9 protein-coding genes are annotated in these 13,443 nt (G+C 71.9%); 5 read left to right on the top strand and 4 right to left on the bottom strand.

The features are described from left to right. Positions 1-222 precede the first annotated feature (222 nt). The 4 genes from ACFYYB_RS08470 to ACFYYB_RS08455 all read right to left on the bottom strand — a co-directional run bounded on the left by ACFYYB_RS08470 (position 223) and on the right by ACFYYB_RS08455 (position 6,107). Positions 223-846: a GntR family transcriptional regulator gene (locus ACFYYB_RS08470; RefSeq protein ID WP_266881726.1), complete on the bottom strand. Its 624-nt coding sequence runs from the start codon at positions 844-846 to the stop codon at positions 223-225. A 211-nt stretch (positions 847-1,057) separates the two neighbouring features. Then, positions 1,058-2,833, bottom strand: coding sequence for a 2-oxoglutarate dehydrogenase, E2 component, dihydrolipoamide succinyltransferase (gene sucB, locus ACFYYB_RS08465; RefSeq protein WP_389434012.1), 1,776 nt, complete (start codon positions 2,831-2,833; stop codon positions 1,058-1,060). Positions 2,834-2,889: 56 nt separating this feature from the next. Further along, the gene (lpdA, locus tag ACFYYB_RS08460) at positions 2,890-4,278 is read right to left on the bottom strand and encodes a dihydrolipoyl dehydrogenase (RefSeq protein ID WP_250742547.1); all 1,389 of its coding nucleotides are present in this window, start codon (positions 4,276-4,278) and stop codon (positions 2,890-2,892) included. A gap of 296 nt (positions 4,279-4,574) precedes the next feature. Beyond that, positions 4,575-6,107, bottom strand: a complete 1,533-nt coding sequence (locus ACFYYB_RS08455; protein ID WP_327307089.1) for a leucyl aminopeptidase — start codon at positions 6,105-6,107, stop codon at positions 4,575-4,577. 345 nt (positions 6,108-6,452) lie between these two features. On the opposite strand from ACFYYB_RS08455, the gene ACFYYB_RS08450 reads away from it, so the two are divergent. The 5 genes from ACFYYB_RS08450 (at position 6,453) to ACFYYB_RS08430 (ending at position 13,415) form a co-directional block, all read left to right on the top strand. Further along, complete coding sequence (locus tag ACFYYB_RS08450; RefSeq protein WP_389434010.1) at positions 6,453-8,477, top strand: hypothetical protein; 2,025 nt, start codon at positions 6,453-6,455, stop codon at positions 8,475-8,477. 199 nt (positions 8,478-8,676) lie between these two features. Beyond that, entirely contained in the window at positions 8,677-10,191 is a 1,515-nt protein-coding gene (gene pelF, locus ACFYYB_RS08445) for a GT4 family glycosyltransferase PelF (RefSeq protein ID WP_389434009.1), read from the top strand. Then, on the top strand, positions 10,188-11,840 hold the full coding sequence (locus ACFYYB_RS08440; RefSeq protein WP_389434007.1) for a hypothetical protein: 1,653 nt from the start codon (positions 10,188-10,190) through the stop codon (positions 11,838-11,840). The genes pelF and ACFYYB_RS08440 overlap by 4 nt, the downstream gene beginning before the upstream one ends. Positions 11,841-11,901: 61 nt before the next feature. Then, positions 11,902-12,561 carry a spherulation-specific family 4 protein gene (locus ACFYYB_RS08435; protein WP_389434962.1) on the top strand — a complete coding sequence of 220 codons (660 nt, stop codon included), beginning with the start codon at positions 11,902-11,904 and terminating at the stop codon, positions 12,559-12,561. Next, the gene (locus ACFYYB_RS08430) at positions 12,558-13,415 is read left to right on the top strand and encodes an endo alpha-1,4 polygalactosaminidase (protein WP_389434006.1); all 858 of its coding nucleotides are present in this window, start codon (positions 12,558-12,560) and stop codon (positions 13,413-13,415) included. Before ACFYYB_RS08435 ends, ACFYYB_RS08430 begins: the two co-directional genes overlap by 4 nt. The last annotated feature ends 28 nt before the right edge of the window (positions 13,416-13,443 follow it).

Below are 13,443 nucleotides of genomic sequence, written 5' to 3'. Positions count from 1 at the left end.
AAAGGAGAGGTGGTGAAGAAATCCCTGACGGGCAGGACAGGGTCGTTGGACCCGGGTGGGGTCCGCGGATGACTGTAAGGCGCTGATCGATGATCGATCAAATGAAAGTGACATAGAAATGTCCATATGAAGAAAGTCGGCACCGGGTGCCATCAAAACAGGCACCCGGTGCCGGGCAAATCAGGGCAAGAGGGGCGGTCTCGCGGGGGTGTGTCGGCTAGTTCACGCCCGGGGCGCGCAGCCCAGAACGTGCCGCTTCACGAGCAGGCCGATGTCGGGGTCCTGGTTGCGGAAGGCGTCCACAAGGGCTTCGTGCTCTTCGGCGTAGGACTTCTGGACGGTTCCCAGCCAGCGGATGGACAGGGCCGTGAAGACCTCGATGCCCAGGGACTCCCAGGTGTGCAGCAGCACGCTGTTCCCGGCGGCCCGCACCATCTCCCGGTGGAAGCCCACGGTGTGCCGCACCTGGGCCGTGCCGTCCGCGCTGCGGTCGGCCTCCCACAGGGCCGCCACGTGCGGCTCCAGGGCCGCGCAGTCGGCGGCCAGCCGGGGCGCCGCCAGCTCGGCCGCGATCTGCTCCAGGCCCGCCCGGACCGGATAGATCTCCTCCAGGTCCGCCGCGGACAGGTTCCGTACGCGCACGCCCTTGTTCGGCGCCGACTCGATCAGCCGCAGCGTCTCCAGCTCCCGCAGGGCCTCGCGCACGGGGGTCTGGCTGACCTCCAGCTCCACCGCGATCCGGCGCTCCACGATGCGCTCACCGGGCTTCCAGCGCCCGCTGACGATCCCCTCCACGATGTGCTCGCGGATCTGCTCGCGCAGCGAGTGCACGACGGGTGGGGTGATCATCGGGGCTTCATCTCCTGGTGGGTGTGCAGGGGCATGCGGGGCCTTGATGCGTAGACAATACGGCGGCGCCGCGCGTCGCGATGCGTTCCTGGTCGGAGGCGCAGGGTGAGGCTGGTTACAGCCGTCAACCGGAATGCCCCAGGGTACGACGACGGCGCCCCCGCCCGGGACTTGCGATCCGGGCGGGGGCGCCGTGCGTGACGGGGTCTCAGAGACCGAGCTCGACCTCGAACTCGCCGGCCTCGAGGATCGCCTTGACGGCCGAGAGGTACCGGGCCGCGTCCGCGCCGTCCACCAGGCGGTGGTCGTAGGACAGGGTCAGGTACGTCATGTCGCGGATACCGATGTTCGTGCCCTCGGCGGTCTCGATGACCACCGGGCGCTTGACCGTCGCGCCGATGCCCAGGATGGCGACCTGGTTCGGGGGCACGATGACCGTGTCGAACAGCGCACCGCGCGAGCCGGTGTTGCTGATGGTGAAGGTCGCGCCCGACAGTTCGTCCGGCGTGATCTTGTTGCCGCGGACCTTGGAGGCCAGGTCGGCGGTCGCCTTGGAGATGCCCGCCAGGTTGAGGTCACCGGCACCCTTGATGACCGGGGTCATCAGGCCCTTCTCGGAGTCCACGGCGATGCCGATGTTCTCCGAGTCGAAGTAGGTGATGGTGCCCTCGTCCTCGTTGATCCGGGCGTTGACGACCGCGTGGGCCTTCAGCGCCTGGGCCGCGGCCTTGACGAAGAACGGCATCGGGGACAGCTTGACGCCCTCGCGGGCGAGGAAGCCGGCCTTGGCCTTCTCGCGCAGCTTCATGATCTTGGTGATGTCCACCTCGACCACGGAGCTGAGCTGCGCCTGCGAGTGCAGGGCCTTCATCATGTTGTCGCCGATGACCTTGCGCATGCGGGTCATCTTGACGGTCTGGCCACGCAGCTCGGACACCGCGGCGGCCGGAGCCTTCGCGGCGGGAGCGGCGGCCGGAGCCGGGGCGGCGGCGGCGGCCTTGGCGGCCTCGGCGGCGGCCAGGACGTCCTGCTTGCGGATGCGGCCACCGACACCGGTGCCCGAGACCGCGGACAGGTCGACGCCGGACTCCGTGGCGAGCTTGCGCACCAGCGGGGTCACGTAGGCACCCTCGTCACCGGCGGAAACCGGGGCGGCGGGGGCGGCCGGAGCGACCGGAGCCGGAGCGGCGACCGGGGCCGGAGCGGCCACGGGGGCCGGGGCGGCAACCGGAGCCGGGGCGGCGACCGGGGCCGGAGCGGCCGGAGCCGGGGCAGCCACGGGAGCCGGGGCGGCAACCGGAGCCGGAGCCGCGGCCGGAGCCGGAGCGGCCGGAGCCGGAGCGGCCGCGGGAGCCGCGCCCGCCGCGCCGATGACGGCCAGACGTGCGCCGACCTCGGCGTTCTCGTCCTCGGCGACCAGGATCTCCAGCAGGACGCCGGCGACCGGGGCGGGGATCTCGGTGTCGACCTTGTCGGTCGAGACCTCCAGCAGCGGCTCGTCGGCCTCGACCGACTCGCCGACCTGCTTCAGCCAGCGGGTGACGGTGCCCTCGGTGACGGACTCGCCCAGGGCGGGGAGCACGACATCGGTGCCGGAGGCGGCCTGCGCCGGAGCCTCTGCGGCCGGAGCCGCGGGGGCCTCGGCGGCGGGAGCCGGAGCGGCCGGGGCCTCGGCGGCCGGAGCCTCGGCGGCAGGGGCCGCGGGGGCCTCGGCGGCCGGAGCCTCGGCAGCGGCCGGTGCGCCGGAACCGTCGTCGATGACGGCCAGCTCGGCGCCGACCTCGACGGTCTCGTCCTCGGCGACCTTGATGGAGGCGAGGATGCCCGACACGGGGGACGGGATCTCGGTGTCGACCTTGTCGGTCGAGACCTCGAGCAGCGGCTCGTCGGCCTCGACGCGCTCGCCCTCGGCCTTCAGCCAACGGGTGACAGTGCCCTCAGTGACGCTCTCACCGAGCGCCGGAAGGGTTACGGAAACCGACATGGTTTCAGTTGCTCCTAACGGAAAGTGCGGAAGTGGTCGTCGCGCCCAGTGACGAATTAGTCGTGTGCGTGCAGCGGCTTGCCGGCGAGCGCCAGGTGCGCCTCGCCCATCGCCTCGTTCTGCGTGGGGTGCGCGTGGATGAGCTGCGCGACCTCGGCCGGCAGGGCTTCCCAGTTGTAGATCAGCTGGGCCTCGCCGACCTGCTCGCCCATCCGGTCACCGACCATGTGGACGCCGACCACGGCACCGTCCTTGACCTGGACGAGCTTGATCTCGCCCGCGGTCTTCAGGATCTTGCTCTTGCCGTTGCCCGCCAGGTTGTACTTGAGGGCCACGACCTTGTCCGCGCCGTAGATCTCCTTGGCCTTGGCCTCGGTGATGCCGACGGAAGCGACCTCGGGGTGGCAGTACGTGACGCGCGGCACACCGTCGTAGTCGATCGGGACGGCCTTCAGGCCGGCCAGACGCTCCGCGACCAGGATGCCCTCGGCGAAGCCGACGTGCGCGAGCTGGAGGGTCGGGGCGAGGTCGCCGACGGCCGAGATGGTCGGCACGTTGGTCTGCATGTACTCGTCGACCACGACGTAGCCGCGGTCCATCGCGACGCCCTGCTCCTCGTAGCCCAGACCCTGGGAGACGGGGCCGCGGCCGATCGCGACCAGCAGCACCTCCGCCTCGAAGGTCTTGCCGTCGGCAAGGGTGACGCGCACGCCGTTCTCGGTGTACTCGGCCTTGTCGAAGAAGGTGCCGAGGTTGAACTTGATGCCCCGCTTGCGGAACGCGCGCTCCAGCAGCTTGGAGCTGTTCTCGTCCTCGACCGGCACGAGGTGCTTCAGGCCCTCGACGATGGTGACGTCGGTGCCGAAGGACTTCCAGGCCGAGGCGAACTCGACGCCGATGACGCCGCCGCCCAGGACGATGGCGGACTCGGGCACGCGGTCCAGGACCAGCGCGTGGTCCGAGGAGATGATGCGGTTGCCGTCGATGTTCAGGCCCGGCAGCGAGCGCGGCACGGAGCCGGTCGCCAGGAGCACGTGGCGGCCCTGGATGCGCTGGCCGTTCACGTCGACGGACGTCGGCGAGGAGAGGCGGCCCTCACCCTCGATGTAGGTCAGCTTGCGGGAGGCGACAAGGCCCTGCAGGCCCTTGTACAGGCCCGCGATGATGTCGTCCTTGTACTTGTGCACACCCGCGATGTCGATGCCCTCGAAGGTGGCCTTGACACCGAACTGGGCGGCCTCGCGGGCCTGGTCCGCGATCTCGCCCGCGTGCAGCAGAGCCTTCGTGGGGATGCAGCCGTTGTGCAGGCAGGTGCCGCCGAGCTTGTTCTTCTCGATCAGGGCAACGTCCAGACCCAGCTGGGATGCGCGCAGTGCGGCAGCGTAACCGCCACTGCCGCCGCCGAGGATCACTAGGTCGAAAACGGTGCTGGCGTCGTTCGCCACGTCACGTCCTCCATGCATGTGCGCCGAGCACCGGTCCTCTGTGACCGGGCGGCGGCTGGTATACGGCCGCTTTTTCTTCGGCCCTGTGGTGGGGGCCCTGTCCTGCCGAGAACCCATCTTCGCATTTGTCGGCGGAACGCGGGACGCCGGGCCTGCCCTCGGTCAGGTCGTTCTGCCCGAACCGGGGGTTACCGCAGCGTAGAAACCTACGGATTTCGTTGGCAGCGAACAGGCCCCGGCCGCGATCAGAAAATCTGATCACGGCCGGGGCCCGCGTGGAGCTCGGCTTCCGGGTGTCAGCCCAGGTCGCCCGTGGCCGTGCGCTCGGCCAGTCGGACCAGGGTGCGGACGGCGGAGCCGGTGCCGCCCTTGGGGGTGTAGCCGTACGGGGCGCCCTCGTGGAAGGCGGGGCCCGCGATGTCGAGGTGGGCCCAGGTGATGCCCTCGCCGACGAACTCCTGGAGGAAGAGGCCGGCCACCAGGCCGCCGCCCATCCGGACACCCATGTTGGCGATGTCGGCGGTGGGGGAGTCCATGGACTTGCGCAGGTCCTCGGGGAGCGGCATCGGCCAGGAGGCCTCGCCGACCTCCTCGGCGATCTCGTGGATCGAGGTACGGAAAGCGTCGTCGTTGGCCATGATGCCGAAGGTGCGGTCACCCAGGGCCATGACCATGGCGCCGGTCAGGGTCGCCACGTCGACGATCGCGTCCGGGTTCTCCTCGGAGGCCTTGGTCAGCGCGTCGCCCAGGACCAGACGGCCCTCGGCGTCCGTGTTGAGCACCTCGACCGTCTTGCCGCTGTACATGCGCAGCACGTCGCCGGGCTTGGTGGCCGAGCCGGAGGGCATGTTCTCGGCGAGCGCGAGCCAGCCGGTGACGTTGACCTGGAGGCCGAGCTTGGCGGCCGCGACCACGGAGGCGAAGACGGCGGCGGCGCCGGCCATGTCGCACTTCATCGTCTCGTTGTGACCGGCCGGCTTCAGGGAGATGCCGCCGGAGTCGTAGGTGATGCCCTTGCCGACGAAGGCGAGGGTCTTCTCCGCCTTGGCGTGGGTGTAGGTGAGCTTCACCAGGCGCGGCGGGTTCTCGGAACCCTTGCCGACGCCCATGATGCCGCCGTAGCCACCCTTGATCAGGGCCTTCTCGTCCAGGACCTGGACCTTGATCCCGTTCTCCTTGGCGGCCGCGCCGGCGACCGCCGCGAAGGCCTCGGGGGTGAGGTCGTTCGGCGGGGTGTTGACCAGGTCACGGGCGATGTTGATCTCGGTCGCGAGGATCGTGGCGCGCTCGGCCGCGGCCTTGTGCTCCTTGTCGCGCGGCTTGGCGCCGAGCAGGGCGATCTCGGCGAGCGGCTGCTTCGGTCCGCCGTTCTTGCCGGCGGCCTTCTTCTCGCCGCCCTGGTAGGCGGTGAAGGCGTACGCGCCCAGCAGCGCGCCCTCGGCCACGGCGGTGACGGCGGAGGCGTCGTCGAGGGGGAGCGCGAAGGCGGCCTTCTTGGTGCCGTGCAGGGCGCGGGCGGCGGCGCCGGCGGCGCGGCGCAGCGCCTCCTCGTCGTAGGACTCGTCGGTGTCGGGAAGAGCGCCCAGTCCGACCGCCAGCACGACCGGGACCTTGAGGCCGTCCGGTGCCGGCAGCTTGGTGGTCTCGCCTTCGGCGCCCGAGGCACCGAGCGCGTCGAGCACGGCGGCGAGCTTGCCGTCGTACGCCTTGTCCACGGCCTCGGCGCCCGCGGCGACGACGGGGCCCTTGGGGCCCTTCGCCACGCCGACGACGAGGGCGTCGGCGCGCAGCGTCGCCGGTCCGGCAGTGCTGAGAGTCAGAGCAGTCACGGTGGTGAATTCTCGCTTCCGTTTTGGTGGTGTGGGCCGAGTGGGTGGACGGCCATCCGTAGCGATCGTATTCGGGCCCGATGGCCGCCGGAAACGAGCCTACGCGCACGTACTCGTCCGCACGCCACTCGAAGGTTTGGCAAGTTGTTCGATCAAGCGGCCGTGCGGTTCACCCATCTGTGGCCTCTGTCCCACGTTTGCCCCGTGGACCTGACGAGGTCCGAAACACTCGGACCACTCTCGCAAGGGGACGCGGGGTTCCTTTGCATCATTTCCACAGAAGCCTCCCCGGTCCGGCCCCACGCCGCGGACCGAAGTCGAGGATCTGCGGGGGGAAAGGCCGAAATGGTCCACAAGAACCGGATGAACAGGCTCGCCGCCGTCTGCCTCGCGGCCGCCATAGCATCCGTTGCGGTACCCGGAGCGTCCGCGCAGGCCGCGGTGACTCCGCGGATCGACCTGCGGGTGCTCGTCGTCGACGACGGCGGGTCCTCGGTCGAGGCGATCACGGCGGAACTCCGCGACACGGGGGTTCCGTACACCCGTGTCGACCTGGGCAGCGGCAGCCGCCCCGTCGTCAACGCGGCGTTCCTCGCCGATACGGTCGACGGCCGGCCGCGCGCCAAGTTCCAGGGCGTGGTGCTGCCCAACGAGAACCCCTTCGGGGAGGGTTCGGCCGAGATGGCCGCGCTCACCGCGTACGAGACGGCGTACGGGATCCGCCAGGTCGACGCGTACACCTGGGCACACCCGGGCGTCGGCCTGGAGTACACCGACAACGGTGGCTACAGCGGCACCCTGGACGGCACGCAGGCCGCCGTCACCACCGCCGGCAAGGCCGGCCCCTTCGGCTATCTCGGGGGGCAGGTCGCCTTCGAGGACAACTCGGCGCTGATCCCCGAGAGCTACGGGTTTATGGCCAAGCCGCGCACCGGCTACACCAGCTACCTCGACGCCCCGGTCGGCTCCGGACGGGCCTCGCTCGTCGGCGAGTACACCCACGACGGACGCAGCGAACTGGTCGTCACCTTCGGCTACAACCAGTACCAGCAGCAGTTCCGGCTGCTGGCCCGGGGCATCGTCGAATGGGTCACCCAGGGCGTCCACCTCGGGCAGGAGCGCAACTACTTCGCGGTCCACGTCGACGACGTCTTCGCCCCCGACGCCCGCTGGAACAAGGACCTGAACTGCACCCCGGGCGACTACGCCTGCGCCGGCGGCGAGGGCAAGGAGTCCACGATCCGGATGACGGCCGCTGACGCCGTCTACGCGGCGCAGTGGCAGACGTCCAAGAACTTCAAGCTCGACATGCTCTTCAACGCGGGCGCGGGGGAGGAGTGGAAGGCCGAGAACGGCAACACCGACGCCCTGACGGCCCAGCTGGTCGCGGACCGGGCGAAGTACCGGTGGATGAACCACACCTACACCCACCCGTTCCTCGGCTGCGTCCAGGACACCACCACCGTCCCGTGGACCTGCACGAAGAACAGCGCCGGCGCGATCAACTACATGAGCCGCGCCGAGATCTCGGCCCAGATCCGGGACAACAACAACTGGGCCGCCGCCAAGGGCATCACCACCGACCGCACCGAACTGGTCACCGGTGAGCACTCCGGCCTCAAGACCCTCCCGCAGCAGCCCCAGGACAACCCCAACCTGGCCGGCGCGCTCGCCGACAACGGCGTGAAGTGGGCGGGCAGCGACAACTCCCGCGAGCCCGTGCAGCGGCCCGTGGGCGCCGCACTGACCGTCCCCCGGTACCCGATGAACGTGTACTACAACACGGGCACCAACTCCGAGATGGCCGACGAGTACAACTGGATCTACACCAGCCGCGCCGACGGTGGCAGCGGCATCTGCGAGGACAACCCCGGCACTTCCACCTGCCTGCCGGCCCCGCTCGACGCCACCAACGGCTACCTGGACTACATCGTCCCGGCCGAGGCCAGGACCGCCATGCGGCACGTCCTGAACAACGACCCGCGCCCGCACTACGTCCACCAGTCCAACCTCGCCGAGGACCGCACCCTCTACCCGGTGCTCAACCAGGTCCTCGACGGCTACCGCGCGCTCTACGCGCCCAGCGCGCCGCTCGTGAACCAGAGCATGAAGGACACCGGCGTCGAGCTCCAGCGCCGCGCGGCCTGGAACGCGGCGGTCGCCGCCAACCAGGTCACCGCCTACCGCATCGGCAAGGACGTCACCGTCAAGGCGCCCTCCGGAGTCGTGGCCCCGCTCACCGCGCCCACCGGCACCAAGAAGCAGCTCCTGCTGGGCACCGCCGACTTCGGCACCGCCTACGCCGGCACCCGCTCCGCCTGGACGGCCCCCGAGCTGCTCCAGAGCGCCGTCACGCTGCACATGCCGTGACGCTCCGGGCGTTCTGAAGCTCCGGGCGTTCGAAGCCCCGGGCGCTCCGAAGCTCCGCGCACTCTGACGCTCCGGGCGCCCGGCCCGCCCCGACCGGCGGGGCGGGCACGCACCAAGACAGCCACGCGAACCACCTAGCGCCGGCGCTCCGCCAACCACGGGCGCCGGCCCCTTTTCCGTCCTTGGGGGGACACACCGCATGAGCCATGGGCGCCATGTCACCATGCTCACCGAAGGCACCTACCCGCACGTCCACGGGGGCGTCAGCACATGGTGCGACCAGCTGGTCCGCGGCATGCCGGAGGTCGACTTCAACGTCATAGCCCTGACCGGCTCCGGACGCGAGCCGGTCACCTGGGAGCTGCCGCGCAACGTCTACCGCCACACCAGCGTTCCCCTCTGGGGCGCTCCGCCCGCCCGCAGACTCCGTTCCGGGCTGCGCGGCAAGGCCAAACGCGCGTTCGCCGAGACCTACGAGACCTTCCTGCTTTCCCTGCTCGACCCCGCGCGCGGCGGATTCTCCGCATCCCTGCGCGAGCTGGCCCTGCTGGCCCGCTCCGGGCGGCTCGCCGCGGCCCTGCGCTCCGAATCGGTGCTGCGCCTGCTGATGACCGTCTGGACCCGCCCCGGCCTGGTCACCGCCACCGCCGAGCCCACCATCCACGACGCGCTCACCGCCACCGACCTGCTGGAACACGCACTGCGCCCGCTGTCCGTGCGGATCCCGCCCGACAGCGTCGCGCACGCCGTCAGCAGCGGACTGGCCACCCTCCCCGCGCTCGCCGCCAAGTACCTCGACGAGGTGCCCTTCCTCCTCACCGAGCACGGCATCTACCTCCGCGAGCGCTACCTCGGCTACCGCAGCGCCGAACAGCGCTGGCCCGTCAAGGCCCTCATGCTCGGCTTCTACCGCGAGCTCAACACCGAGGGCTACCGCCAGGCCGACCTGATCACCCCGTGCAACCAGTACAACCGCCGCTGGGAGGAGCGCGGGGGCGCCGACTCCGAGCGGATCCGCACCGTCTACAACGGCGTCGACCCGCACGCCTTCCCCGAGGCCGGTCCCGAACCGGAGGTCCCCACCCTCAGCTGGTGCGGCCGCATCGACCCCATCAAGGACCTCGAAACCCTCGTCCGCGCCTACGCGTTCATGCGCGAGGAGCTCCCCGCCCTGCGGCTGCGCCTGTTCGGCCCGGTCCCGGCGGGCTGCGAGGACTACAAGCTCAAGCTGGAGAAACTGGCCGCCGAACTGGGGGTGAGCGACGGGATCACCTACGAGGGCCGCATCGAGGACGTGGCCCGCGCCTACGGCGCCGGCTCGATCGTGATGCTCTCCTCCATCAGCGAGGGCTTCCCCTTCTCCATCATCGAGGCCATGTCCTGCGGCCGCACCACCGTCTCCACCGACGTGGGCGGGGTCCGCGAGGCCGTCGGCGACACCGGGCTCGTCGTCCCGCCGCGCGAGCCCGAGACCATGGCCCGCGCCACCCTCGCCCTGCTCCGCGACGACGAACGCCGTGCGGAACTGGGCCGGATGTCCCGCAAGCGGGTGGTGGAGAAGTTCACGCTCCACCAGTCCGTGGACGGCTTCCGCCACATCTACCGCGAGCTCGCCGGCCAGCCCGTCCTGCCCGTCCACGCGGGCGACGAGTGGACCCAGCGCCTCGCCGACCCCTGGTACAAGGAACTCGCCGCCGACGGGAGCCTGTGGTGAGCGGATCCCTCTGGCTCAAACCGCCCGGTCCCGACGGGACCTGGGTGCCCGTCGCCCACGCCGCGGCCGCCGGGCGCGGCACGGCGCCCGCCGCCGACCCGGCCGACGCCCTGCCCGGCATCCCCCGGCCGCGCCGCGAGGGACGCGACGGGCCCGAAGGACGTGACGGACGCGAAGGACGCGACGGACGCGACGGACCGGCCCCCGACCCCATGGACGAACTCGCCGAGCGCCTCGACGTGTTCATCGCCGCCGCCGTCCACCCCGACGAGATCGCCGCCGTCCTGGAATCCGACGGCATGACCGACGAGCACATCCGCCTCGCCTACGGGCGCCAGGACTCCTTCGGCCTCGCCGAGGAGCTCTACGCCCGGGTGCCGCGCTCCTTCCCGGAGCCCGACGAGGTCCTCGACCCCTGGAAGGTGCCCCTCACCGCCTGCCTCCTGCGCGGGGTGATCTTCGCCCTGCCCGGGCTCGCCTACCTGCTGGGCGCGCCCCTGCTGGACGGCCCCAAGGACCGGCTGGGGCTGCCCGCCGGGACGCTCACCCTGCTCGCCGGGGCGCTCATCGGCTGGGTCTGGGACCAGACCCTGTCCCACCGGGCGTACTCCTGGCTCGGCCTCGGCGACCGGGCCGCCGCCGGGCGGACCCTGCTCGCCGGAGCCCCCGCGGGGGCCCTTCTGGGCACCGCCGCCGCGCTGGCGGTACCCGGCGGGCCCCCCTTCTCCTACGCCTTCGCCGCCGGTCAGGCCCTGTACGTCGGGGCCGCCACCGTCCTGCTCGTCCTCGGGCGGGAGCGCCTGCTGCTGGCCGCGCTCGCGCCGATGGCCGCCGGGGCGCTGCTCTCGCTCCTGCTGGAACTGCCCGTCCCCGTCCGGGTGTTCCTGCTGACGGCCTCCCTCCTGGCCGCCTGTGGCCTGGCCGTACGGGAACTGCCGCTGGCCGACGGCGTACGGGCCCTCGTGCTCCGCGTCCGCGGCTGGACGGAGCACCGGCCGGGCCGGCGGGGCCCGGTGCGCTGGCAGATGCTGCGCGGCGCCGAGGAGGAGCACGCGCCGCGCGGACCCCGGCTCGGGGACTCCGTCCCCTACGGGGTGTTCGGCCTGGGCACCGGTCTGCTCGTGCTGTACGCCGCCCTGGGGGAGGTCCTCGCCGGCGGCCCCGCCGAGGCGGTCGCGGCCCCCTCGGCGGTGGCGCTCACCCTCAGCATGGGCCCCGCCGAATGGCTGCTCCACCGGTTCCGCAGCGGCAGCCTCGCCGGGCTGCGCGCGGCCCGCTCGCCGCGGCAGTTCTGGCTGCGGATGCTCTCCACCCTGGCCCGGTGCCTCGCCACCTACCTGGCGGTGCTGCTGGCCCTCGGCCTCACCGGAACCCTGCTCTGGCCCGGCGCGCCCGGCCTGACCGGGGTCCGGGTCGCCACCCTGCTGCTGCTCGGCGCCGTGATGTGGACCGGGCTGCTCCTGCAGTCCTTCGGGGCGGTCCGGCCCGCCGCGGTGGTCTGCGCCTCGGCCGCCGTCGCGCAGAGCCTGGCCCTGCTCCTGGGCCTCGGCCAGCCGCGCGCCGTGCAACTGGCCGTCGCCGGAGCCGCGGCGCTCGCCCTGGGCACCCTGGTCTGCCTGCTGCTGGGCCGCGCCACGGCCCACCGCTGACCCCGGCCGCCCCACCGAGTCACCTCCGACGCACGTGACCCCGTACGAGAAGAAGGACCTCATGCTCCTGGTGCCCCTCTACGAGCACCCCGCCGACCGCCCCGAGTACTGGGAGCGGCTCATCCGCGCCGCGGGCCGGCTGCACTCCGTGGTGCTCAACCCCGCCAGCGGGCCGGGCGAGGCCCCCGACGAGCGGTTCGCCGCCGTGGCGGAGCGGCTGCGCGGGGCCGGCGTGCCCGTCCTGGGGTACGCCGACACCGACTACGGGCGCCGCCCGCACGCCGCCGTGGTCCAGGACCTGCTGCGCCACCGCGACTGGTACGCCACCGACGGGACCTTCCTGGACCAGGCCGCGTCGGGCCCGGAGTTCCTGCCGCACTACCGGCGGCTGGCCGTCGCGGCGCGGGCCGCCGGAGCCCGTACCGTCGTCCTCAACCACGGAGTGCACCCGCACCCGGAGTACGCCGAACTCGCCGACCTGCTCGTCACCTTCGAGGGGCCCTGGGACGCCTACCGGGACGCGGCCGTCCCTCCGTGGACCGCCGACCATCCCGCCCAGCGGTTCTGCCACCTCGTCTACGCCGTCCCGCCGGGCGCCCCGGCCGCCGAACTCGCCGAACGGCTCGCCGCCCAGCGCGGGGCGGGGGTGCACTGCGCGGTCCCGGGGACCGGCGCGCACCCGTGGGGGACCCTGCCGTACGCCCTGGAGGCCACCGGATGAGACGCCCGCCCACCCGCCCGCCGACCCGCGCGGCCGTCCGGCGCCGCCTGCTGGTCCTCGTACCCCTCCTGCTGCTCGCGGCCTGCACCTCCGGCCCGGACCGGGACGAGGGGGAGGACCGGCCCGACGACCTCTCACCCGCCCCCGCGCCGGGGGAGCGCTGGCAGCCGGCCCCCGGGGTCGGCTGGCAGTGGCAGCTCACCGGGAAGCTCGACACCTCGGTGAAGGCGGCGGTCTACGACATCGACGGGTTCACCACCACCAAGGAGCAGGTCGCCGAGCTGAACGCGGCCGGCCGCCGGACCATCTGCTACCTCTCCACCGGCGCCTGGGAGGACTTCCGCCCGGACGCCGCGGCCTTCCCCCCGTCGATGCGCGGGGCGGGCAACGGCTGGGAGGGCGAGCGCTGGCTCGACATCCGGCGGCTCACGGAACTGGAACCGCTGATCGCCAAGCGGTTCGACATGTGCCGGGACAAGGGCTTCGACGCGGTCGAGCCGGACAACATGGACGCCTACCGCAACAGGTCCGGCTTCCCGCTCACCGCGGGCGACCAGCTGAAGTACAACCGGCTGATCGCGCGGCTCGCGCACGACCGCGGACTGTCGGTCGGCCTCAAGAACGACCTCGACCAGATCCCGGAACTGGTGGCGGACTTCGACTTCGCGGTCAACGAGCAGTGCGCCCAGTACGACGAGTGCGGACGGCTCACCCCCTTCATCGCGGCGGGCAAGGCGGTCTTCCACGCGGAGTACGAGCTCCCGGCGAGCCGCTTCTGCGCCACGACGAAGGCGCTGAAGCTCAGCTCCCTGGAGAAGAAGTACGACCTGGGCGCCTGGCGGAAGGCCTGTTGACCGGTCGCCGGGGGAGGGCCGGGGCGTT

Origin of the sequence: Streptomyces sp. NPDC002886 (genome assembly GCF_042888445.1) — a bacterium.
Classification (GTDB): Bacteria; Actinomycetota; Actinomycetes; order Streptomycetales; family Streptomycetaceae; genus Streptomyces.
The sequence above is the reverse complement of the archived record's forward strand: the minus strand, read 5'-3'. Positions and strand labels throughout refer to the sequence as shown.

What these genes read in the sequence shown, in the direction of transcription:
- sucB (WP_389434012.1), bottom strand. Translation starts at nt 2,833, where the DNA reads ATGTCGGTTTCCGTAACCCTTCCGGCGCTCGGTGAGAGCGTCACTGAG.
- ACFYYB_RS08450 (WP_389434010.1), top strand. Translation starts at nt 6,453, where the DNA reads ATGGTCCACAAGAACCGGATGAACAGGCTCGCCGCCGTCTGCCTCGCG.
- pelF (WP_389434009.1), top strand. Translation starts at nt 8,677, where the DNA reads ATGAGCCATGGGCGCCATGTCACCATGCTCACCGAAGGCACCTACCCG.
- ACFYYB_RS08435 (WP_389434962.1), top strand. Translation starts at nt 11,902, where the DNA reads ATGCTCCTGGTGCCCCTCTACGAGCACCCCGCCGACCGCCCCGAGTAC.
- ACFYYB_RS08430 (WP_389434006.1), top strand. Translation starts at nt 12,558, where the DNA reads ATGAGACGCCCGCCCACCCGCCCGCCGACCCGCGCGGCCGTCCGGCGC.